Here is a 24753-nt window from a genome sequence, read left to right as displayed (position 1 = left end):
TAAGCATTACCAGAGGATTATTACGAAATAGTATGTGTGATAATGTGTATGAAAATCCACATGCAGAAAGGATCAATGGGACCATAAAAAATAGCTACTTGAAAGGCTATAATCCCATTGATTTTAATAGTCTAAATAGAAAATTAAGTAAGGCTGTCTATATGTATAACCATGAAAAACCTCATAGCTCTATAAATCATTTTACTCCGGTAGAATATGAAATTAAAAAGAAAAAAGAATTAATAACTTTAAACTTCCATTAAATAGGATTCATAATCAACTTCGAAAATGGTCAACCCTATTTAGGACTCCACAGTTTTTCAACCTCTAACTTCTAAGCTCTAACTTCAAACTGTCCACTGCCCTCAATCCACTGTCCACTACATTTTACTTCAAGATCTGTATCGTCAGCGGATAGGAAGGAATTTCCCCATTATTCACCTTGATCGCATTGATGATCGGGAAAATTATGGCAATGATGGCTATCCCTATCAGGATAAAGATCCCCAGTCCGAACAGCAGGATCAGCGGAATGGCCACTATGGAATAAATGAACAGGCTTATCTGGAAGTTAAGGATCATTTTCCCGTGGGCGTCCATACCAAGTATCTTATCTTTTTGCGTAAGCCAGATCACTAAAGGAACGATAAACCCGCCTATCCCGGTTACCAGGTCCAGCAACTGACTCAGGTGCGTGAGCATTAATAATTGTCTGTCTTCTCTCATGTTTTATTGTTTGTGGTTTGTGGTTTGTGGTTCCTTGAAAAATCTTCAAATCCTCAAATTTTCAAATTTTTCAAATCACCCGTACTCCGAAGCCTCGGCGTAGGAGTAATATGTTTTGCAAGGTACTAATAAGACGAATGGAAAATACATTTGTTACACAAAAAATTCAGGATTCAAGATTTAATATTCAAAATTGCCTCACCCCAAAGATTACTCTTCACAAGGTCACTGCATGACAGCATCACTGCGTCACTCCATCACTTTCTAATTTGCCACGAATACACGAATTTTCATCTGTTCCCCGTTTTCCGTTCATTGCTCATTGACCACTGCCCTCTGTCTTCTGTCCTCTGTTCACTCCTTCACTTCATCACTTTTTAATTTGCCACGGATGCACGGATGTTTTCCTGATCCCGTTTACTCTCTGTTCATTGATCATTAATAATTGATAATTGCCCGTCCTGCCCTCTGTCCTCTGTCCGCTGCCCCCTTACTTTGGAATTTGGAGCATGGGATTTCTTGGCCACGAATCCACGAATTTTATCTGTTCCCCGTTTTCCGTTCATTGTTCATTGTTCATTGCTCATTTACCACTGTCCTCTATCCACTACTCCTTCATAACATCACAAGGTCACATCATCACATTCAGGTAAATCCATTTTTCCGTTTTACCCCTCTCCTATCCCGAAGTGTCGGGAGGAGCCGGAAAAAGTTTTTAAAAAGACAGATCACTTCACTTCTTATTCAAATCTTCTTTTCTCTCTTTTCTATTCTCTTTGTTCTCCATGATCATTGTTCTTTGTCCTCTGTCCACCACACCTTCACAACTTCACAACTTTTCCAACTTCCAACTTCTAACTTCGAACCTCGCCTCATTGTTAATTGACAATTGAGACTTACCTTTGCAGCATGAAACTGAACGACAACATCGTAGCCCTTGCCACCCCTTCGGGAGCGGGTGCCATTGCCGTGATACGCGTGTCGGGCCCCGATGCCATTGAGCTGGTTGCGCCAATCTTCAAGGCCAAGAGCAGGAAAGACCTGCGGGAGCAGCCTTCCCACACGCTGCACCTGGGCAACATCATCGACGGCGAGCGCATCCTTGATGAAGTGCTGGTTTCTGTCTTCCACGGACCAAAATCCTACACGGGTGAGAACACCATCGAGATCTCCTGCCACGGGAGTCCGTACATACAGCAGGAGATCATTCAGTTATTGATCAGGAAGGGTTGTCGTTCTGCGGAAGCCGGGGAATTCACCCTTCGGGCTTTCCTTAACGGAAAAATGGACCTGAGTCAGGCAGAGGCCGTGGCCGATCTTATCTCTTCGGAAAACCAGGCCAGCCACCAGATGGCCATGCAGCAGATGCGCGGCGGCTTCTCCAACGAGATCCAGAAACTGCGGCAGGAGCTGCTGAATTTCGCCTCTCTTATCGAACTCGAACTCGATTTCGCCGAAGAGGACGTGGAATTCGCCAACCGCGACCAGTTTAAGGACCTGGTAAGCCGTATTCAGCATGTGCTGAAAAGACTGATAGATTCCTTTGCGGTGGGTAATGTCCTTAAAAACGGAATTCCCGTAGCTATCGTGGGCGAACCTAATGTTGGAAAATCTACCCTTTTAAATGCCCTTTTGAACGAGGAGCGCGCCATAGTTTCCGAGATCGCCGGGACCACGAGAGACACCATCGAAGATGAAATCTCCATTGGCGGCGTAGGTTTCAGGTTCATCGACACCGCCGGGATCAGGGAAACCGAAGATGTGGTGGAAAGCATCGGGATCAAACGGACCTTTGAGAAGATCTCTCAAGCTCAAGTCGTACTTTATTTATTTGATGCCTCCCGCCTTAGTACTTCAGACCGTCATCCTGAACTTGTTTCAGGATCTTCTACTTCAGAGGACGGCAACTCTCCCACTCTCGATCAGGTCAAACTGGAGATCGAGAAGATCAGAAATCAGTTCCCGCAGAAACCTTTGGTGATCCTGGCAAATAAGGTTGACAAATTAAGTCGTGAAGCCAGAGCAAATCTCAAATCTCATATCTCAGATCTCAATACTATCTCCGCGAAAAGCGGAGAGGGCGTCGAAGACCTTCAGCAAAAACTATTGCAATTTTTCAACACCGGCGAACTGCGCAACAACAACACCATCGTCACCAACACCCGGCATTACAACGCGCTGCTCAGCGCTCTGGAAGAGATCAACAAGGTGCAGGAAGGTTTGAACAACAACCTTTCCGGTGACCTTTTGGCCATCGACATTCGCGAGGCTCTCCACTACTTTGGAGAGATCACCGGCGAGATCACCAACGACGACCTGCTGGGGAATATCTTTGCGAATTTTTGTATTGGCAAATGATTTGACTCAAAAAAAAATTTCAAACCTCAAAAGCCCTTAATTTTAAAGGGCTTTTATTTTTTGCTCTAATTTATTTTTAGAAAAAATCAGTTAAATTTAGGTCGAATTTGTACCTTTACTGTACCTCATTTTTTATGAGGAAAAATTGAAATTCTATTTGGTGACTTTTTGATAACTAAGAATACTTGAATAGACTTAAATTAGTTTAAATATTTAAATATAACCTTATATGGCTACCAATATCCGAGTCGAAAAGGTCTGTCAATATTGTCAAAAAGAGTTCATTGCAAAAACTCTGAAGACTCGTTATTGCAGCAAGATTTGTAACAGCAGAGCTTATAAGGCCAAACTGCGAGAGAAAAAATTAAAAGAGGCGAAGAGTGGAGTTGTTGAAGACAAAACCACTACGTTACCCCATCCAGTAGAATCTAATTTAAATGTTATTCAAGGTAAGAGTGTTTTAACTGTAGAGGAAGTGTCAAAACTTTTAAGCCTATCCAAACCTACTGTATATAGACTCATTAAAGAAGGTAAAATTAAAGCTACAAAGGTTTCAGAGCGCAACACCCGTATCCACAGAAGTGAAATTGATAAGTTATTCACTTCTTAGAAAATACCATCATTATGGCAAACGTAACACTGAGAAGTAAAAAACTGGCTAATGGAAAACTCAGCCTTTATCTTGACTTCTATCCTCAAATCATCAATCCCAAGACAGGTAAACCTACTCGAAGAGAATTCCTAAAACTCAAGATCTTCGAAAATCCTAAAAATGAGCTTGAGCGAGAGCACAACTCCACACAAATACAATTGGCCGAACAGATCCGAGCTAAGCGGTTGATGGATATTCGAAATAAGGAGTATGGCTTAAAGGAGCATATTGACCTGGACGCCAATTTCTATAACTTCTTCGCCAATATTGTTGAAGAATATTACAACAATGGAAGTAAAGGAAATTATCATTCATGGAAATCTTCGTTGGAGTACTGGGAAAAGTACATCGGGAAAAATTTGAACACTAAACAACTCCTATCCTATCATGTCGAAAAATATCGGGCATTTTTGCTGTCAGCCAAAACCCTGCGCAATAGCAAAAAAGATCTTTCCCGAAACACAGCATCAGCTTATTACAAGAACTTCACCAATGTGCTAAAAAGAGCGTATAAGAAGAAGCTTTTGGCTTCCAACCTTGCAGAGGATGCCGTTTACATTAAAGAAGAGGAAACCTACCGAGAATACCTTACAGAAGAGGAATTGCAAAAGCTTTCGAAAGCTACCTGCACCTTACCTTCGTTAAAACGTATGGCCTTTTTTTCCGTTATGACTGGTTTACGCTTCTCAGACATTAGAAATTTGGAATGGAAGAATGTTTTCCAGGACAGGTCCCAAGGTCATTACATAAAGCTTAAGGAAAGAAAAACAGGTAATATCCAAAATCATTTTATTCCCGATAACGCCTATGCTTTATTAGTAAAGGAAGGCACTACTGAAGGAAAGGTTTTTCAGAATATTAAGTACTCCAAAATTACGAGGCCTTTGAAAGAATGGTTAAGCGCAGCCGGGATAGATAAAAAAATATCATTCCATAATTTTCGTCATACATACGCAACATTACAATTATCAAAAGGGACTGACATTTATACCTTATCAAAAATGCTGGGACATAAAAACGTTGCCACAACCCAAATCTATGGGAAGGTGATGGACCGACAAAAAATTGAAGCTTCTAAGAAACTAAACCTGGAATTTGATGGACTATAAAAATATTTACCTGAATGCCTTTAAGAAGAATATAGAGGAAATAGATGCAGATGTTATTTCCGAAGTAATAAAAGTCAAAGAAAGAAATAAAGATTTTACCGCTGTAGCAAACGGTATTGAGAAGAACTTGCGTGAAAAAGCAAATCACCTAAGATCTTCAGTTCAGCACAGCTTCCCCGACTTATACAATAGATTTGAAAACAGGTTTAAGGAGTATTATTCGGATCACCTGACTTGCTATTTTAACTATGATTTCCCCGATTTAGAAGAGAAATATGGTGATTTAGCTTTGAAAGAATGTGCAATAGAGCTTGGTACTTTGGAAAGTTATTCGTTAGCTGCTAATAATTTCCCCAACTCCAAAACCTATTTAGAAACCATTTATGTTCTAAACAAAAATTACGATCAATACACGTTGAATTTTGATCCAAATGACAGCCCAGAGAAATCGGAGTTGTTTTACAAAATGCAAAAGGAACGGTTTCCCGGATATGGTGAAGAGCCGGGCTGGGAAGAAGTAGCCATAAAAGAAATAAAGAAAAAGGATACCGAAAAAGAAGATGGAACTGAAAAGGACAGATTAGAAAAAATAAAAGTCAAACCAGGAGACCTTTTTGAGCAGGCTGAAAAGCTCTATATACTTCACCTTCTTCATGAACTTATCAATCAAGGGTCAGAAATGACAACAACTGAATTTCTTCGAATACTGCACCTGACAGTGGATGTAATAGATACTTCTGCTGATTTAACAGGAAACCCTCCTAACTATAGAAGAATTAATGATGGGTTTTTGAAAGAGGAAACACCAAAGAAAAAAGTGGAAGTTATTGAAGGAGCTATTTCAAAACTTAATAGGCATGAAACACCCAGATTAAAGCAAATTTTGAAAGACAAATTAAAAGCGGTAACGAAAAAATAAAAGAACATTCCTCATTGTATTCCCTAAAGCAGCTACAAAAATAGCTGCTTTTTTTAATGGTTATCCCCTCTACTTTACCTCATTAACCATTAAAGATCAAACTCTTACTCTTGCAAACAAATTTTCAAGCGATCAGCAAAACCAAGAAGCTCAGCGACTATATTTCAGTTCTTCGTACCACAATAAATATTAAAATAAGTAAGAATATGAGAAAAGTAGTTTATGAAGTAACTGAAGAAAACGCACACCTAATTGCTAAGATGCTCCTGAAGTATGTCCGGGAGGAAGAATTATTGCAGGAAGATCAATATTTGACTATTGATGAATTATGCGAATTGATCGGCTATAAAAAGACTTCAATTTACGGCCTGGTCCAAAAAAAGAAAATACCGTTTCACAAAAAAGGAAAACTCTATTTCCTTAAATCAGAAATAATGGATTGGCTAAAGAATGGGAAAAAAACCACATCTGAGGAAATCCAACAAAGGGCAAATGACTATCTAATTAAAAACCATATTTAAACGTTAATCATACGTAAAATTTACGCTTATGGATAAATATTTATACGATTGTGATTACTGTGGAAAGAGCTATAAGCCGAAAAGAAGAGGTGTTCAACGCTTTTGCAGTGACAGTTGTCGAGTCGGTTCACATAACAGAAAAAAGAAGTTGAATACACCAATGCAATCTCAAAAAGACATTGTTGAAAATATTAACAAAGAGAAAGAGGATAAGAAAATTACCTTAACCGGTATTGCTGAGGCTGGTTTAGGGACTATTGCAGCCGATGGCATAAAATCTCTTTTTACTAAGCATGAAGATAAACCGGTGACAAAAGGAGACTTAAGTGCTGCCACCGAACAAATTGTACAACAAATTAGAGCAGAAAGTTTACTAACGAGGTTAAGTCAGCCTAAAAAAGTTGATGATGATTTTGGAGCGGATTGGGTTTGAGAAAATTGAAGTTAAATAAACGAAGGTAGCCCCTAAAACCGGTTGTAACGGCAGCAACGTTTTCAACGGCGAATTGATCTCTCAACGACGCTACCACCCTCTTAAAAATTGGCTGGCCCCACCTATTTGAGATCCTATTAATTGTTAATTGAAAAGTGACAGTGTACCATGAGAGGCCATCACCGCCGCATTCCTTTTTGCCCTGGCAACCGGACGATCCGGCGGTGTTCCAGACTCGTTGTCAAAAAAGATCAGCTTAGGTGCTCCCTGCTTCCGGAGGTAATTACTAAGGATCTTATTGGTGTGGTAAGTAGCAGTTTGCCGCTTTAAAAAAACTTCGTAATCTTCTAATTTGCTTATTTGAGTTTCGGCATCAATAAATCCGAAACCCTGGTACTGACCCTCCTTGACCAGCACAAAAGCTTCTTCTTTAAAGCTTCGCCCCTTCTCCCTTATAACGAAGGTCGACGATTCTTCGGTTAAAGAAGCTATGGCTTTCCTTACTTTCTTATTGTAAGCCTCCACCTCCTCTTTTCCTGAACAAATGCCTTCACAGCTAACAATGCTGTAATGTGAACATTCCTCCACATTTGATTGCAAACTGCAATACTTTGGACATAGGTTAAATTCCCTGCACAGCTGTTCCAGCTTTTCCTGGGCCAAATAGCGGCTGTAAAAAATACCGACAGCTTCCCTGTTCTTATTCGTCTTTTCCATTGCCAGCTGCAGGATACCACGCTGATTGGTATAACTCACAAGCTGGTACACCGGACCCGGCCGTTTCTGCGCCCTGTTGAACTTGGGATAGTATTTCCTGATGCATTCGGCCTCCAGAAGAAGGGCAATTAATTCGTTGCCCGTAGATTCATGATCGATGTGGAAGGTTTCCTGGCCCAGCTGGTATTCTTTGCTCATGCGGTCATAGAAATGAGAGACCACTCGTTTTTTAATATCAACGGCTTTGCCCGCGTAGATCACCTTATGCTGCCGGTCTTTGAACAGGTAAATGCCTGGCGATGCAGGCAGCTCGTTGATCTGTTCTGCTTCAATATGCGGAGGTAAGGTAGCCTGACGCGAGCGGGCGTGCAGAAAAGAATTGATAACCTTAAAATTATCATCCAGAGACAGCAACCTTTGAAAAAGGATCACTGTGGCGTCTGTATCCCCTTCGGCCCGGTGCCGGTTGATAATAGGAATGTTGATGGAGTCACACAACCTTCCCAGGCTGTAAGAAAATAAACCAGGAATCAGTTTTCGGGAAAGACGTACGGTACAAAGCTTTTTACGGGTATATTCAAACCCCAGTTCCCGGAATTCATTCCGCAGCACATTGTAATCAAAATTCACGTTATGGGCCACAAAAATGGCATCACGGGTAAGCTCCTCTATGTTTTTCGCCACCTCATGAAATTTCGGCGCATCTTCCAGCATAGAGTTGTCAATTCCGGTAAGAGCGGTGATGTAACGGGGGATCTCCTCTTCAGGATTGATGAGGCTCGTAAATTTATCTATGATTACCGGCCCTCGAAGTAGCACAATGCAGATCTCGGTCAGACGATTTCCGTTTATACCTCCGCCCGTGGTTTCCACATCAATAACCGCAAATAACTGATTTTCCATAGCTCCACTTCCTAGGCAGTAAATTTAGAAATTTATATGAAATTGTAGGAAAAAATCCAATTAAATGGAAAAAATCCTATATAGAGGGGGCTTTACATACCAATGATAGCCTATCCTTTTCATTAAATATAGACTGGCCCTTTTCCTTAAATAGTAGTAAGTATTTATACATGACTCAGGGTTAGATAAATAGCTTTAAGTTACGCTTCAAATACGTAATTTCGCAAGGCTTACATTTTCGCCATCTTTGATCTACATCTCCAATACAAAAGCGACCTTCTCTTTTTTCAAAAATGTCTAATCCCCGGCCAAGGATAATTTTGAATCCATTATTCGCCTCAATGTATCGATCATGGTGTCTTTCGAGTGTATAAGTTAAATTAATACCCATCTCCTGTACAACGGCAGCTATTTCTTCAAAGCTTTCTATACTTTGGCTCTGAAAATCCTTAGAATTCCAGGAAACCACCTTGAGATTTATTGTCTTACCTGATTCATTACTATTCCCCAGCATAACGCAGAATTCCAACAAGTTACTGAACTGATAAGGCAATCTTATCCATGGATCCTGTAGCTTGATAATATCTGCTCCCTTCAAATGTCCTTCAAAAAGTTTCTTATAGGTGATATTTGTTTGATCCTGTTTAATTATACGCTGCTTCTGTAAATCAGTATCTAAATTGGGGACCGAAGTAAAAGATATAAGTTCAGGTTTTGAATATGAAGATTTTGGAGTTTTTTTATCAGCTTTCATCTCTTCAGGGATGGTAACCTTTTGTACTACAAAAGGTTTAAAGTCTACACCTGTTCCTCCCGTGGAAATGTCTGTTAAGTACCTATCCTGGGGATCACTCGAAATAAGTAGGTCTGCAGCATTCTTGGATTCCCAAATCCGAAAATATTGATCAGGATTTATGAAAGTATTAGCTGGAATCTTAAGCCACATAACTTCATCTTGCTCCACTAATATAATGTTCCACTCTTTTTTAAAGTTAGGTCGCTTGATATTCATCCACCAAGCAGCTCTGGTACCACTTACACTGACACTGGCAAAGGTAGTGTTCTTAGTATTTAATTCATCCACCTCTATTGTATTGTTGATAAGCTTTATTGCCTCTTTCTTTACCATCTTCAAAAATTTACTAATGTCTTTAGGGGAATTAAATAGAAATTTAAAAAAAAATGAAGACTGTCGAGGAATTAAACTAATAAAATGTCTGAATTTGGAATTTTATAAAAGCAGCAGCAAAATTGATTGGTATTGCCTTAACAAAGCAAGAAATTAGAAACGAGTGCAACTTCTGACTCGGTGGTCCAAACAATGGTATGTGAATGTTTAGGGACGTGAAGCTACAGTAAAGCGGCTAAAATAATGGTGAGTTTTAGAACCCTAAAAAATTATAATACTTCTTTCCTCTTCAATTCTTCCCTATGCTTCCTTAAATATTTCTTCATGCCTTCATTAACTTCAATCTTAGTGCTTAATGGAAGGTTTATAATTTGGAGATTTTTATCATCAATTTTATTTGAGAAAATAATTGATCCGTCATCTTGGAAGGAAATTAGATGCTTATCGAAGAGAGCATCAACAAAAGGTGAAAGGAGTATACCATTATCAGGATCTAATCTTTCTTCATCTGTAGCTTTGCTCCAGGGTACAATATGAGATGCAATAAGAATTTCAGAAATATCACAACGAGTTACTGGGCATCTCTTTTTCCATTTTTCAAAAATTTGATCCCTATAAAATCCTTGTCCGACGCGTGAAGTTATAAGTCCCCTTCTTTCTGTCTTGTTTGGTTTAGTCCTGGTCGAGCGACTTTTGCTATTAAAAATTATGGGATCGGGAGAATTACCACCACTTCCTGGTCTCCAGGAATATATTTCTTTTAGTTTGGGATTAGTAGTTGTAGCATCAAAATCTACACTTTTAAAGAGAATATGAACCGGTTTGGACGTTTCAGGAATATGATTTAAGAACTCCAATTTTCCGCAGTAAATATATGGTTGAGTAATACCTTTTATTCTTGAATTTAACCTGACAAATAAGAGCGGTACTGAATCACCCCTAGTTATTCTTTCTATTCCTGGGGTTTGCATATGTTCCCGATTTTCAGAATCCCAATGAAAGATTTCTCCTTCGAAAAAATCATTATAATGTAAATTCTTAGCGGTAGAACTCTTATTTAAATTAACGAACAGTAAATCATAACCCATTCCTTTAAGATGGTAACGACCTTTTTGTACACCTTTAATTTCAGGTACCTTAAATACAGAAACAAGATCCTTTTTTGAATATGGTGCTCCGAGAATTAAATCATTGGACATAGAAAACTATTTTTAAAAGTTACGACAACCTGCTTCAAGTAAAACCTTATATGTACTATCTAATAAGGAAGATTGGGGAACAAAAATCACCAACCCATCCCTTCCCCTGGTTAAAAGGACCCGATAGCATTCTTTTTCAGATTGTCAGGATCTTTGGCTTTATAATTTGGCCCTTTGTTTTTCCATCCATTGTCATAGATCCAATCAGCCTCCCAAGCAACTATGGGCATATCGAGCTCTAAACCCTGGCAACCGAATTCAGTCACTACCATATTTAAGTTGCAACAATAAGACCCGCTTGAAGAGTCAACATAATATGCCGGATTAAAACGGGTTGAATTGAAATCATTTTTGACTCCAAATCTTGGCAGTAACTGGGATTTTGAACTGGCCATTAAACCAAAAGTCTTATCATTTTCTCCTTCATATTTCTGCTTTACGTAGGACTTCGCTTTTTCCAAGTCACGGGTAACATATAATGGATAACCTTCTTTAAATAAATCAGCAGACAATAAATACGATTCTTCAGGTTGATTCTCTAACAATGCTTCTACCCACTGTTGAAGGGTTAGCGCTTGGTGTGTTCTGAGGGAAGTTGTAAGATTAAAATCTTCATCTGTGGAAACTGGTGATCCTAAAAAATGGTCAGCAAGCTTCTCTGGACAATGAATCTTCCATTGATTATTAGATACTGAAATTGCCTCTGTCCACAAATCCATTCCACTCTCCTCCCCCAGATGTATTTCTTGTCCTTCTCCAATAAGACCAATTAAAAGACAGTTCTCTTTTCGATCTCCAATATTTATGAAATCGACAGGTTCCGAATTGTTTCCCTCTCGATGGGAAGCGATTACTCTTTCAGCATCCCATGCACGTTGAGCTTCATCATAAATGATTACATCCTCTTTTGGCAGTTGTTTGCTATGAGCATATTGTTTTAAGAAGCCGTTCACATCTTGCACAAAGTGTGTGCTTTTTAAACTTTTCTGAAGAACTTGCACCAACGGTCTATTGCCAGATAAAAAAACTGCTGTTTGATCATTTTCCTGAACGTATTCCTCAAATACGAATTGGAGCCCTACTAAAGTTTTACCTGCACCTGGAACCCCGGTAATAAGAGCAAGATGGTGGTCTTTATTCTTTTTTGATTCTCGTAGAATTTGGTGTAGCTTTTTTAGGGTATTGGGTATTCCTGCACTCTGAGATCTTTTAATTTTGGGGAAACTCTTCTCTTTATATAACAGCTGAGCTGCTTGAACAAGGGACGGAAGTGGAGAGTATTCACTCTCAAACCACTTTTCAATTCGAACAAACGGATCTTTGATTAAAGAAAGAAGGAGGTGGCATAGTTGATCTCCCGTAACAATTTCTACTCCGTCGATATTCTTGTGAATACCGGTTCCTTGACCTAAAACTAAAACTGGAATTACCTGAAGATTTCGAGACTCTAAATGATAATGTTCAAGGTCCCGAGCGTAATGTTTTACCTGGTCTACTTGTGCCAGGCTTTCCCTGGCATAACCTTTAAATTCTAAAACTATAAGATTATTACCGCTCAGCATTAAAACATCAGGACGCCTACCTCTTTCTCTTGGCAACTCGTATTCAAATATCAAATGAGCTTTGGGTGAATAATCTTCTAATGTTTTAAAGCACTCTCTTAGAATATTGAAACAGTCAAACCACGCCTTGCGCTGCGGACCATTCGCTGCCTGTTGCATGCACTGCAAGTGATGCTTCTTAAGTCTTTCTCCCCAGGTCGCAACATCAACTGAGAGAAATTCGTTTATAGAATATACAGTTTGTTCAAATGCTGTTTCTTTCATTTAAAGCTTTTGCTATCGGAATATCGGCTGGTGCTAATTGATAGTCCAGTAGGTTTTCGACTTTGACCCATTCAATTTTATCATGATCATTAAGACAAAAATTTTCAGGTTCTTCTACCTTACAGAAATAGGATTTTAGAGTGATGTTTTTCTCCTTATATTGGTGATGATTCAGCATAAAGAAATTTATGACGGAAACATTTATTCCCAACTCCTCCATCAGCTCTCTTCTTAGACAGTCTTCTTCTTTTTCGTTTTTCTCCACCTTTCCACCAGGGAATTCCCAGTAGCCAGCTAAATGTTTGCTAGCCGCACGACGAGCAATAAGAATCTTATTCTCCTCCCCAATTATAATGGCCGCAGTTACGAGAAAACCTTTTGCCATATTAAGAGCTAATGTACTTTTTAGCTTCATTCCAGTTCTCTTTTAAGATAGGCTTAGAAACAGAAGTATTCCCATTAGAAGATTCTCCAGAAAAATGGCAAAACTTTTCACTGTAGTCCTTGTCCTTATACCTGTTCCACTGGCGAAATGCTTTATCTGAAAGAGGCTTTTTAGGGTTAAAAGGTATTTCTACACCTGTTCTGATACAATACCCTGTAACACCGTTGACTTCAGCTTGAACCCCTTTTGATCGAGGTTTTACCTTCTTCTTTTCAGTATTTAAAATTTGCTCAGATAGCTCATCGACTTCTGTTTCAAAGGCAACATATTTTTTAAACACTTTACTTAACATGCCCCCGTCCTGATAAACAGGTTTGTTCGAAAAGACAGTTCTACTGTTCCCTGTGACTTTTTGAAAATATTCTTGTGCATCACGATCTAAAGTCAAACCCGTCAAATTATTTGAAATATCTCCCAATAATGAAGACTCAGTAAGAATCCCAAACTCAATATTGTTGTTCTGGGAAAAATCATAAAGGTTCATGGAGCTTAAAATTGCTGTCTTTTCATTTGCATAATACTTCGCATGAAGCCTCTCATTATACTTAATGGTGATGTTAGGTAATTCTTTTAAGAAATTAAATTCTTCAGGACCCAGGCTTTTCTCTAATCTTTTTTCATTTTTTCCAAAAACTACGGTAATTGCAATTTTATGAGGATGTTCTTTTGACTTTAACTCATCCTTTAATCTGGAATGTAATTTAATGAAAGGTGAAATTATAACTAATTGTTGATTAGCTTCTCTAAAAACTCTTCCTATCTCTGCATTTAAATTATCATCATGTAAAAATGTTGCCATTATATATTATATTTAATGTTAATTTTCGTCTATCCAGCCATAGATTTGCCTACTTATTTCCCTTTGCCAATAACTTATATCTGAAAATGATTTTTGAGTTATAACCGCACATTCTTTCTCTCCTAAACTCTGAAAAGATTTTTCATAGTAAAATCCCGATTTAATTTTCGAATACTCTCCTGGGTAAACTAATGCTACTTTTTTGGAATGAAAATATTCTTTATAAACATATAGCTGTCTTAAATCATCTGCTGAGGGATTTGAAGCTTTTAGATTCTTCCATTTAGTATCCACTACTACACAGGACTCTTTCCCTTTATTAAGTACAATATCTGGTCTAATAGTAGTTTTATAGCCTAATTTAGGTTTCCAAAAGTTTTTCTGGTTTTGTGCTGTAACTGTATCTCCCTTTCTAAGGTTTCTTTTCAGGCTCACATACACGAATTTCTCCCAGAGTAGATTCATATCAAACATTAATGCTAGGACATTATTTCTACCCTTACTTACGTCGGGATGGAAATTTAAAAGGATAAGTTTTGCAATATCTAAAGCATTACGATAGATTTCAGTTTTTCTAGTTAATTGAAAATTAAAATGTTCTTCTGTGACTTTTATATCTGCTACTTCTGGAAAATTCAAACCAAGAGATCCTAGTCGACTTTTTAAATCTGAATTATCATTTATTCTTTGTAATAGACGGACCGTTTTCTGAAGAATCTGATGTATTAGATGATCCTTGTCATAAACAGTTTTGGAGATATAGAATCGCTCCTGATGAACAATGTTTAAGCGGGTATGTTTAGCAAATTTTATAGGCCCTTTGAGAGCCGTTGAATTTTTCTCAATTCTCCTGTACTTTTTGATTAACCCTCTGTGAATTAAATATTCAACTTCATTCACAAAAAGCTCAAAGTACAAATCTAGAATTGAATTACTTTTCAACTTTAAAGTTGAAGATGAGGGTGCATGAACTTTAAATAGTCCTACGCTCTTCAACATATTTATAAGAATATCATGCCAATCTTTACGGTTGCTCGATTTATCTGCTTTAGGAAGTACTTCAATGGTCAAATTACCCACCTTTATTACTCCTACATATTCTGTGAACTGAACTCCCTTATGAATGAGTTTATAATAAGGAACGCCTTTTTCACCATAAAATTCCTGCAACATTTTTAATTGAGCTTGGGAAAGTTGATCATCCTTTAGACCAATCTTAAGCTTTTCATGTTCAAAAACCTGTATTGGGAAATTTGCGTTCACCATTATTGGATTAAATTCTTTAAAGCCAAAATAAAGGCTTGATCATCCATTTTCTTTACATTCTTCAAATGATAAACAGGACGCTCATTGAAACCATTTTGATAATCAAAGTCAGCAAAAATATCGTCGTCATCTTCATTGGAATCAATTACTTCAAAAAAACTTTTACCTATAACCAATCCAATTTTCCCGAAGTCTCCAAAGAAATATTCTTGTAAAAGCGGCAGTATCTTATTATGAAAAACAAGTTTCAAATCTTTGACAGAATGTAAATTCATAAAAAAACTATGACCAATCATGTGGTCTTTATCCAGTAATTTTTCTATCCTTTTGTTGATTTTATCTAAAAGAATATTCAGTTCTATTTTGTCGATTTCTATCAAACCATTTCCCTCTTTTATTATTTCAGAATTTGGCGGTATTTCTTCAAAGCTAAAACGTCTTCTTAATGCAGTATCTAAGGCTTCAACACTTCTATCGGCTGTGTTCATTGTCCCCAGAATATAAAGATTAGGTGGCACTCCGAATTGTTCCTTACTGTATGGTAATTGGGCAACCAAACCTTCCTCTCTTCCTAACCTTTTATCATCTTCAATTAACGTGATCAATTCACCAAAGACCGCAGAGACATTACCCCTATTAATTTCATCAATTATAAGAACATAGTTTTCACCATCCTTTCCTTTATAGTCAGATTTCTTAAGCTTCTTTACAATTTCATACTTATCCTCCCAATCAATAGTTCGTGCCTTTGCTTGTTCAACATTTTTAAAGTACTTGTTTCTTATCTCGTTTAAAACAGCCCAATTGACTGTTGAATTACTACCTCCAATAATTTCCCTAAATTCTGAATCAATATTGTTTACACTGCCTAGATCTGGTAACCCATTGTGCAGTCTAGAAAGCCGAGACTTGGAAACTGTATATGTAAGATCTCTACCGGGATGTTTAATGTTGAAGTTTCCTTGTTGAGAAATTGAATCAACGATAACCTTCCCTCCATTCTTAGTGGCTAATTCTACTGCTACTTCTTTAGAAAGTTTTTCTTCTACATCATCTTTAAATTTGTCAAAAGCTAAATTGAAATCAAGAAGGTTTTCGGTTTCTGATGATTTGTCCTTTTCAGCTAAAGCAAAAGAAGCATTGACAGATATTTTCTTAAAGATACCGGGTTCGATTTTAAAGATAACCGGGTGACCTTCTTGTGCTGGTTCTTGAGGTTTAATTCCTTCGATAAAATCTTCATAGGCCATGCTTTGATGAAAAGTGGTGAAGACGATTCTTTCCTTTTTTACAAGATTGTCAAATTCAATTATGGCTTCTTGCCTTTGAGCTGGCACTTCAACACCACAGATCTCTAATGCCTTGTTAATTGTGTTATACGTCTTACCAGTTCCAGGAGGACCAAATAAAATCCTATTTAAAGGCCTTTTTGCTCCCTTTCTTTTATTGTCAAGATCTTTCGCCATAGTAGATTCATTATTTCCAGATTCATTCCCTAAAACATTTTCAATTTTCTGGATTAAATTATAGTCCTCCAGAGGATAAAAAGTTGTATTTCTTCCCGTTTTATTTTTAAAGGGAGGATCAAAAACCTTCCAATCAACACCTTTCTCGTGTGCAAAGTCTTCTGCCTCATTATAGGTATAACCTTCCGTCACTTCTCCTATTCCATATATATTATCCCCATCTTGTGCTAGAACAATGTCACCGATACTTAAATCGTTATAAAAGGCAAAGATTTCTCCTGCCTTCCGACTGGTTAACTGGTTATTTTTCAACTCTATTTTTTTCTCCTTAAAAACGTTGTAGAGTTCCTTTTGGGATTGAACATTAAGGTCATCTAGATCCCCTAGATTAGACCAACCAATCGCTACTCTATTCTTTTCTTTCATATTAGCCCAGTAGCTGGTATCGTCAGCTTTAGTACCAATTCTCCAGTATCTCCTATTCCTACCAATATTTCGATCAAGTACCCCATACAAAATATCTTGAGCAAGAATTAAGTGATTCGGATCTTCAAATACCCCCTCTGGCAGCTTTGCTTTAAAAAGCTCTAATAATTCTTGATCTTCTTTGATGTAATCTTCTATAAAACCTTCCACCAATTCAAGGTAATGAACAAACTTTTCTCCCTTTGGCTTAGGTTTTACTCCAATCAGTTTACAAAGCTGAACGTAAAATGAATTCTTATAAAAGGTATATTTTTCTGGATTATGAAAAGTCAGTAATGTCGAAATCGTCCTTTCATCTTGGTGATGTCCCAATTTTTTATCTGGAACAAGTTGTCGGTATAATGCTAAAGATTCTCTATCGTATCTGATCACCCTTTCTTTTAGATCCAGAGATTCATCAAATAGCATGAGTAACAGAGCTCGAAAATCCTCTTGTCTATCCTTCGCTAAATGAGACATCGCCCTATAGGCATTGTAATATAATAGATTAGCGAAATCAACAGATTTGATTTCATTATAAAGATTACCAGCATGAGGATTGGGTTTACCTTTATATTGTGCTAACAATTTCCATTTATATTCTTCGTCTTCTAATCCATTCTTTCTTATGTAAGCTTTGTATTTTTTAATTACGTTAGCAAGTGGATCGTTATTCTGCCCTTTATCGAATATTTCAAAGCCCATTCTCTCAAGGAATTTATTTGTCGGTGGTCCACCTCCATATCCCCACCAATCTTCACCATCATATTCTTGACGGGCAAACCTCATGACCTCCTTTGGGGGATAATGTTTACCATTAATCACTACATCCCATCTTGTAGATGGATTTAATGATGGATTATCATTATCTATTCTTTCAATGCCTTTTAAGACATGTTCTTTTTGTATTCGTTTGGGATGGAAGCTCATGCTAAGTTAAATGGGATGATTAAATTAATTGACCTTTAAAAACTTTGTCCAGAATACTTTTCTTCAAAGCCTTTAAGCTTGTGATTTTTATTTCAGTTTCTTTTTGTAAAGAGGTGGTGTGCATCTGAATCTTTCGAATCCGGTCCACTTCTTTTCGTTGAACCTTTAAGTCTGGTAAAGGAATTTTCCAATCTTCAAGAAATTTCTTAGGCACTCTTTGTAAACCACCTGAACCGGTCATGTTTTCCTTTCCAGTCACTCTAAATTGTTCACTTAAAAGAGCAAAATATATCCATTCTGCTAAAACTCCTTCTTTAGGTCTTAAAACGTAATATTCGGAAGAGCCGAACCCAATCCCATTGACAAGATTAGTGGCAAGACCTGCTTTTCCATTTTCAAAACAGGGGGTAACTTTTGCTAAAATCACATCTCCTTCAGCAAAATAAGTATAGCCTTTGTACACTTCAGATAACTGCTTTACCTCTTGAGGTCGAAAATTTATGTTGTGCTCGTTCAAATCTTTCATAGGCAAAAAAGAAACTTCTATATCTGATTCTAGATGACTGATCTCTGACTTTTTAGGACCAATTACACATGCATCTTTTAACGAAACTCCATTAGACATATAGATTCTGTTCAAAATACTGCCCATCAAAGCTCTACTATTCTCAATATTTTCCTCAAGTAATTTTATTGCTTTATCAACATTTTCAAAGAGGGATACAATTCTATTGACCAGGTGCTTTTGATTCTGCAGGGAAGGCACTAAGATTGGATAATCTTCAAGTGCTTTTTTGTTTACCCCTGATTGACCCGCAGATCTTTGAGAGAGAGAAATTATATAGTCTTGTATTGAAGGATTGTCTAAAAAATAGAAAAGAAAATCTTTACTCAGAATGGATTCATCCGGTATTGCTTTCATCAAAGCAACGTTGTAGGCACCTTCCAAACCTCTAAGAATTTGAAAAACTGGTGGACCATACCTCCCAATCATAACATCATCCTTGGAGCAAAATTTTTTAGTTTTTTCTTTATCAACATAGACTTTATGAGAGTCAGATTTATAGTCTCTTATTTGAATTAACCTAACATATCCTTCCTTACACGTATCTGAGAAATTAGATTTTGGGGGCTGGCTACCTCCAGAAAATTCAACAATATCAGATAACTTGTATTCTTTCCACTTATTCATTAATCAAATTTTCGATCTTTTCCATTAATTCTGATATTCTATTATTATTCTGCTTTATCTTACTTAAAAGTTTGTCTGGTGACAAATGATCAACTTCCACAACTTTATGAGGATTCTTTGCACTCAAATCATAATCTTTTAATTCAGAAACAGGAACAGTCCAATCAAAACGCTCTTCTTCTGTTTTGGCATTCCTATGATTGCGCTTTTTAACATTTCTATACAGCTCTACAAACTCCTGCAAATGACCGTACTCGATAGGCTTATTTTTCGTCAGCTTGTAGGGTGGTGTAACATCATAGTACCATATTGACGAGGTAGAACCTGAACGATCAAAAAACAGGATATTGGTCTTTACGCCACTATAGGGAAGAAAAACCCCGCTCGGTAAGCTTACTATTGTATGAACATTAAATCCTTCTAATAAATCTTGTTTGACCTTAGTAAATGCAGCATTTGTTTGAAATAACACTCCTTCAGGAATTATAATGGCTGCTCGTCCTTCAAGTTTCAGCATCTTCATAAAATGCTGTAAAAAAAGAATTTCTGTAGCATTACTTTCTACTGGAAAATTCTGCTGAATCTGTTTCTTCTCTTTTCCTCCAAAAGGAGGATTAGCAACAATAACAGAATGTCTATCTTTTTCTTGAATATCTCGTATATTTTGGGTGAGGGTGTTTCCCTTGTATACATTGGGACTTTCAATGCCATGCAAAATCATATTCATCATTCCCATGACATATCCAAGGGATGTCTTCTCCTGACCATAAAAAGTTTCGGTTTGAATCTTTTCCCAATCCGAAGCTGACAGCTTTTCTTTTTTTTCAGGAGAAGTCATATATTCAAATGCTTCCACTAAAAAACCGGCACTTCCAACAGCTCCATCATAAACAGTGTCACCAACCTTAGGATCAACAGCTTCCACCATTGCTCTTATTACGGCTCTAGGAGTATAAAATTCCCCAGAATTACCCCCGTCAGAACCCATTCCTTTTAGAAGAGTTTCATATATCTGGGATAATTCAAACAATTCACTAGAGCTTTGAAAATCAAGAGTATCAATAATATCCAAAATTTCTCTAAGTGTATGACCACTCGCAATTCGATTATCTAAATATTCGAAAATGGCTCCAATTTTATATTTTATTGATTTTGGATCATTAGTATTTGCTTTAAATCCTTTTAAATATGGAAAGAAAGTAATGTTTACAAATTCCATGAGGTCCTTACCCGTCAGAGCTCGTTTGAGATCCAACCTCCCATTTTTATCTTTTGGACTTGCCCAAGAGTCCCATCTAAGGTCTCTTCTAATTACATACTCGTAATCTTTACCTTCAAGAATAGCCTCATCAGCTCTGTTTTCTTCATAATCATTAAGAAATTTTAAAAAAAGGATCCATGATATCTGTTCAGTATAGTGCATCGCACCACTAATGCCATCATCTCGTCTAAGGATATCAGTGATCCGGTCTATTTTATTTTGTACTTCACTCATTAAATTTTTCCTTTTAGGAATTTATATACATTTTCAATATCTACTGATATTTCGTCTCTTGGAATTTCTGCTATAATAGCAGCCAACTTATTATAATCTACCCCTCCGTCATTTGTGGGCATTGAGCTAATATTATCCTTAAGGTATAGAGGCTGCAACAACTTCTTTGTGTCTAACTCTCTGACATTATCATTATCTGCCGGATCTCCCGGTTTCAACTGGTATAAAGGAGGTAGATGTTTATTTATTTCATCAAGTTTATCATGTTTTGAAAGCATAGTAAAGCTCAAAAGATAATTTTCTATTTCTCTTCTTTTCCAACTCATTAAATAGGCATGCTTATTTCCATTTCCTCTTAGCCTTATCCGGCTTTGTCTACCCATTGGAGCAGAATTAATGACCAAACCTGTATCTGTTACATCTCTTATAGACAAGTTGTCTCTGTCACAGAGAAGAAAAATGTTAGCGGTTTGAGGATTTGTATGCTGCTTCCTAAAGGCCTCAACCCAATCTAGCTTTGGACCTCCAAACCTTTCAGCGTAACTATTAAAGCCCGAGCTACATTTTATATAATGAATTTGTTCTTGAACATTTAGATCAAAATCCTCTATTTTTCTTTTACACAACTCCAGAAAAATGAACCAGTCAAAATAATCCTCAACTAAAGCAATATTTTTTATTTGTCCTGCAATGGATAATTTATAATTGGCGCTATCAGCCAAAGCTTCTAACCTATCCAATACCTTATTGGCAACAATTTCCTTATCAATGGCTCCATTCTCTACTAATTTTAAATTTGTAAACTCATTGAGAATAATCGAATCGGCAGAATGTGTTGTTGTAATCAACTTACCTTTAATTTTTCTCACTGTCTCCCATATTACTTTGATGTTATTATAATGTATATGAGAATCAATTTCATCCAATAAAAACAATGTGTTCTCCTCATCAAACAAATCGAGTAAACTATAAATAGACATCAACTGAAACTCTCCATCAGAATAAGAATCTAATTCTAATCCTTCTATTTCAATTTCAGTAGAATCAATATCTATAAATTGATTTCTAACCGCCCAACTTAAAAAGGCAAACAGTCGGGTAACATTGCTATATTCTATTGGAATAGAATCTGCTGTAAAACTTACGTTTTGTTTCTCAATAGACTTTTCAAAATCATAATCAGCTTTTACGTATCTATCAGCAAAAATTTGAAGGTATCTGTGAAAGAAGGTATTTCTAATTGTTCTTATTCCAGGCTCTAGAGCCTCTTTCTTTATGATGTTTTCAATTTTGTCCACATAAGATTTAGGAATACGGAAGTCCAATGAAATTTTCAAGGTAGATAAATCCTTTCCTCTAAAATAATCAATTATATATCCTTCCTGATTTAAACCAACTGCAAAGAAAATTAGTAACCTACTAAATTTATAATCAAAATAAACAGCTTTGAATTTAGAATCAATAACTTCATCCTCTGTGTTATCTTCTTCAGGGTCTAAAGAATAAACTTGATTCGATTTTTGATATTTCTGGTAAATTTTGGAAAACGATTCATTTTGACCAGAAGAGTAAGAAACTATCCTACTGGGTGATTCTTGAGGTGATTGAAAAACACTTTCAAGAATTGATGACTTACCAGAACCATTCCCCCCTATTAGCACCTTAACTTTTGAATCGGATAGATCAAGATCAAATTCTTGATCTATCATCTTATGAGGTCGAACTTTTACTTCCATTAACTAGCTCTATATATATTTTTTTGAAGCTTATAAAAAGCTTGTAATAGGGATTTCATGTCTCCAAAAGCTGCTTTTGCATCTTTAGGAGTACCTAACTTTAAGTTCACCAAATCTGCTAACTTATTTCGACCGAGTTCCTCTACTCCATACTTTTCATAATGATTTATTATGTAGAGTAGAAAATCGCGTGCCCTCAAATCTTTATAAACAGAAAGAAACGAGTTGTCCTCTTTCACTGAAGTTGCCCTGTCTTTTCGAGTTTTTAATTCTGAACTAAATGAAATGTGTGCTAATACATCGAATAAGTCACACTCTGGTGAAGCTATCATTTCTCTAAGGGTCTCTAGCTGCTCCCTGTCAAATCCTAATTCTCCTAATTGCACAAGTAGAGCATCTCTAGTATCAGGATTTGACCACATCTTTCTTAAGTGTTCCTCATCTTGATAAACTGAAGGTAGCTCTCCTACCAATTTCTCAAGAAATTCTCGTGCAGTAAGAGGTTTTCCAGAATCACTGATATATCTAATTTCGACATCAGTCACCTTTAATACTCTACCATTGTTTAACTCAATAATTAATTTTTCCTTCTTACCTTCTCCTTCCTCATCTTCTTTTTCTTTTTGTTTCTTCCTCTTTTTTCCAGACTCCTTTTCGCCTTTTGTTCCAGTCTCATCTGTGTCAGTCTCATCGTCGGGAGGACCATCCCAATCTTCGTCATAAAATTTATCTGTCGCACCGACAAAATCTATTATTGTAAAAAAGTCTTTGCCTTCAAAAATCCTAGTGCCTCGACCAATAATTTGCTTAAATTCTACAGTTGACTCAATAGGAGTAGTGAGTACAATATTCCGCACATTTCGGGCATCCACACCAGTGGTTAACATCTTAGAAGAGGTAAGAATTACAGGAATGTCTTTATCGTTATCTTGAAACGCCTCTAGAAATGTTCGACCTACCTTACCTTCATCTGAGGTTACCCTCACACAGTAGTATGGATCTCGTATTTCTTTATGCACATTTATTTTATCTCTAAGATCCAAAGCATGATCTTGATCAGCACAAAATACAATGGTTTTATCCATTCGATTTATGTTATTCAAAATTGCTCTTGCTATAAGATCGGTCCGTTGGATAATTATCAGATTCTTGTCAAAATCATTTAAACTATAAAGATCCTTTTTAACCTCTCCCTGAATAACACGATTGTCACTAGTGTGTATATATTCATCTATGTTGGTTCTTACCCTTTTCACCTTATAAGGTGTTAGAAACCCATCTGAAATGCCATCTTTTAGAGAATATTCAAAAACAGGTTTTCCAAAGTATTTATAAGTATCAACATTATCTTTCTTTTTCGGAGTTGCGGTTAGTCCCAGATGCACAGCCGGAGCGAAATGGTCCAGAATTGCTCTCCAAGAGCCTTCTTCGTTCGCACTGCCTCTATGGCACTCATCAATAATTATTAGATCAAAAAAGTCAGAAGGATATTCCTTGTAGTAACCTCCTATATCTTCTCTTTCTGCTATTGCTTGATAAATAGCAAAAAAGATATATGCATTAGTTGGAACCACCCCATTCCTTCTTCTTACTTCTTCACCGTCAATTTTAACCAGATCATTCTCATAAGGATTGAAGGTATTTATTGCTTGATCAGCTAAAACATTCCTATCGGCCAAAAATAGAATCCGAGGCCTACGGTCCTGCGAATCTACATTCCATTTGGCTTGTAAAAGTTTGTGAACAATTTGGAAAGAGATAAAAGTTTTTCCAGTACCAGTAGCCAAGGTAAGTAAGATCCTCTTCTTTCCTTCTGCAATACTTTCCAATACCTTATTAACTGCAATTTCTTGATAGTACCGTGGTCGCATGGCACCGGTGAGAAGAAACGGAATATTGTGAAACTTTTCTTTTAATTGAAGGTTGTCACTGTATATTCTCTCATACAAAGTCTTAGGAGTGGGAAAGTTTTCAATATAATCTCCACCACCTATTTCCGTGTCAAATTCATAAATTTTATCTCCGTTGGTAGCATAAACAAATCTAATTCGGAGTTTTAACGCATAATTTATTGCTTGCTGCAGACCTTTTGTAGGATGATCAGTAAATTTTTTGGCCTCAACAATGGCTAAGTTTGTGTTGTTATATTTGAGTAAATAATCGAGGAAAAGCCTTTTTCCTCTTCTGTTCCCCACTAGCTTTCTTCCATCAGTGAAATAATATTCCCTTTCTATCTTATCTGAACCCCAATCACTTGCAGCAAGTTTTGGATCAATAAAATTAGCTCTAGTATCTGCTTCTGAAATAGCTCTTGTCATAGGTTCTTCTATTCACAAGTCTGGGTAGGGAGCAACTTGGATTAAGTTTGATAAATATAAAATAATCTTAAAACAATTAGTAAGTAAAAATGGACAAAGTCTCTTATAATACTTAAGCTTTGGCGAAAAGAACCTGTGAAATTCCTCCA

20 protein-coding genes are annotated in these 24753 nt (G+C 36.9%); 7 read left to right on the top strand and 13 right to left on the bottom strand.

The genetic code is table 11. The features are described from left to right. Positions 1–263, top strand: a 263-nt coding sequence (locus BLS64_RS09420; RefSeq protein ID WP_143019298.1) for an integrase core domain-containing protein, incomplete at its 5' end; no start/stop codon positions are given. 124 nt (positions 264–387) lie between these two features. Here the strand turns inward: BLS64_RS09420 and BLS64_RS09415 are convergent. Beyond that, positions 388–726 (bottom strand): DUF4870 domain-containing protein, encoded by a 339-nt coding sequence (locus tag BLS64_RS09415; protein WP_093113260.1) that lies wholly within the window; start codon positions 724–726, stop codon positions 388–390. Positions 727–1635: 909 nt separating this feature from the next. On the opposite strand from BLS64_RS09415, the gene mnmE reads away from it, so the two are divergent. From mnmE to BLS64_RS09385, 6 genes are all read left to right on the top strand, one after another. Then, positions 1636–3084 carry a tRNA uridine-5-carboxymethylaminomethyl(34) synthesis GTPase MnmE gene (gene mnmE, locus BLS64_RS09410; RefSeq protein WP_093113259.1) on the top strand — a complete coding sequence of 483 codons (1449 nt, stop codon included), beginning with the start codon at positions 1636–1638 and terminating at the stop codon, positions 3082–3084. 229 nt (positions 3085–3313) lie between these two features. Continuing rightward, positions 3314–3694 (top strand): helix-turn-helix transcriptional regulator, encoded by a 381-nt coding sequence (locus BLS64_RS09405; RefSeq protein WP_093113258.1) that lies wholly within the window; start codon positions 3314–3316, stop codon positions 3692–3694. A 14-nt stretch (positions 3695–3708) separates the two neighbouring features. Next, positions 3709–4845, top strand: a complete 1137-nt coding sequence (locus tag BLS64_RS09400; RefSeq protein ID WP_093113257.1) for a site-specific integrase — start codon at positions 3709–3711, stop codon at positions 4843–4845. Then, entirely contained in the window at positions 4835–5764 is a 930-nt protein-coding gene (locus BLS64_RS09395) for a hypothetical protein (protein WP_093113256.1), read from the top strand. The genes BLS64_RS09400 and BLS64_RS09395 overlap by 11 nt, the downstream gene beginning before the upstream one ends. 206 nt (positions 5765–5970) lie before the next feature. After that, positions 5971–6285 carry a helix-turn-helix transcriptional regulator gene (locus BLS64_RS09390; RefSeq protein ID WP_143019297.1) on the top strand — a complete coding sequence of 105 codons (315 nt, stop codon included), beginning with the start codon at positions 5971–5973 and terminating at the stop codon, positions 6283–6285. A 28-nt stretch (positions 6286–6313) separates the two neighbouring features. After that, positions 6314–6718, top strand: coding sequence for a hypothetical protein (locus BLS64_RS09385; RefSeq protein WP_093113254.1), 405 nt, complete (start codon positions 6314–6316; stop codon positions 6716–6718). 144 nt (positions 6719–6862) lie between these two features. On the opposite strand, the gene BLS64_RS09380 is transcribed toward BLS64_RS09385, so the two are convergent. The 12 genes from BLS64_RS09380 to hsdR all read right to left on the bottom strand — a co-directional run bounded on the left by BLS64_RS09380 (position 6863) and on the right by hsdR (position 24604). Further along, the gene (locus BLS64_RS09380) at positions 6863–8338 is read right to left on the bottom strand and encodes an exonuclease domain-containing protein (RefSeq protein WP_093113253.1); all 1476 of its coding nucleotides are present in this window, start codon (positions 8336–8338) and stop codon (positions 6863–6865) included. Positions 8339–8519: 181 nt separating this feature from the next. Continuing rightward, positions 8520–9467 carry an MIT C-terminal domain-containing protein gene (locus tag BLS64_RS09375; RefSeq protein ID WP_093113252.1) on the bottom strand — a complete coding sequence of 316 codons (948 nt, stop codon included), beginning with the start codon at positions 9465–9467 and terminating at the stop codon, positions 8520–8522. A gap of 269 nt (positions 9468–9736) precedes the next feature. Then, positions 9737–10666 carry a DUF3427 domain-containing protein gene (locus BLS64_RS09370; protein WP_093113251.1) on the bottom strand — a complete coding sequence of 310 codons (930 nt, stop codon included), beginning with the start codon at positions 10664–10666 and terminating at the stop codon, positions 9737–9739. A 110-nt stretch (positions 10667–10776) separates the two neighbouring features. Beyond that, positions 10777–12492 carry a DNA/RNA helicase domain-containing protein gene (locus BLS64_RS09365; protein ID WP_093113250.1) on the bottom strand — a complete coding sequence of 572 codons (1716 nt, stop codon included), beginning with the start codon at positions 12490–12492 and terminating at the stop codon, positions 10777–10779. After that, the gene (gene mutT / locus BLS64_RS09360; protein WP_218124611.1) at positions 12473–12907 is read right to left on the bottom strand and encodes an 8-oxo-dGTP diphosphatase MutT; all 435 of its coding nucleotides are present in this window, start codon (positions 12905–12907) and stop codon (positions 12473–12475) included. Before mutT ends, BLS64_RS09365 begins: the two co-directional genes overlap by 20 nt. Continuing rightward, complete coding sequence (locus tag BLS64_RS09355) at positions 12879–13736, bottom strand: phospholipase D family protein (RefSeq protein WP_093113249.1); 858 nt, start codon at positions 13734–13736, stop codon at positions 12879–12881. Before BLS64_RS09355 ends, mutT begins: the two co-directional genes overlap by 29 nt. Before the next feature lie 18 nt (positions 13737–13754). Beyond that, positions 13755–15002 (bottom strand): McrC family protein, encoded by a 1248-nt coding sequence (locus BLS64_RS09350; RefSeq protein WP_093113248.1) that lies wholly within the window; start codon positions 15000–15002, stop codon positions 13755–13757. Continuing rightward, positions 15002–17863 (bottom strand): McrB family protein, encoded by a 2862-nt coding sequence (locus BLS64_RS09345; RefSeq protein WP_093113247.1) that lies wholly within the window; start codon positions 17861–17863, stop codon positions 15002–15004. Before BLS64_RS09345 ends, BLS64_RS09350 begins: the two co-directional genes overlap by 1 nt. Before the next feature lie 19 nt (positions 17864–17882). Continuing rightward, positions 17883–19055, bottom strand: a complete 1173-nt coding sequence (locus BLS64_RS15275) for a restriction endonuclease subunit S (RefSeq protein WP_218124610.1) — start codon at positions 19053–19055, stop codon at positions 17883–17885. After that, positions 19048–20550: a class I SAM-dependent DNA methyltransferase gene (locus BLS64_RS09330; protein ID WP_093113246.1), complete on the bottom strand. Its 1503-nt coding sequence runs from the start codon at positions 20548–20550 to the stop codon at positions 19048–19050. Before BLS64_RS09330 ends, BLS64_RS15275 begins: the two co-directional genes overlap by 8 nt. After that, complete coding sequence (locus BLS64_RS09325) at positions 20550–22286, bottom strand: AAA family ATPase (protein WP_093113245.1); 1737 nt, start codon at positions 22284–22286, stop codon at positions 20550–20552. Before BLS64_RS09325 ends, BLS64_RS09330 begins: the two co-directional genes overlap by 1 nt. Beyond that, positions 22286–24604 carry an EcoAI/FtnUII family type I restriction enzme subunit R gene (gene hsdR / locus BLS64_RS09320; RefSeq protein ID WP_093113244.1) on the bottom strand — a complete coding sequence of 773 codons (2319 nt, stop codon included), beginning with the start codon at positions 24602–24604 and terminating at the stop codon, positions 22286–22288. The genes BLS64_RS09325 and hsdR overlap by 1 nt, the downstream gene beginning before the upstream one ends. Positions 24605–24753: the final 149 nt, after the last annotated feature.

Origin of the sequence: Salinimicrobium catena, assembly GCF_900102915.1 — a bacterium.
GTDB classification, from domain to species: domain Bacteria; phylum Bacteroidota; class Bacteroidia; order Flavobacteriales; family Flavobacteriaceae; genus Salinimicrobium; species Salinimicrobium catena.
Note: the sequence above shows the minus strand (reverse complement) of the source record. Positions and strands in the feature narration are given on the sequence as shown.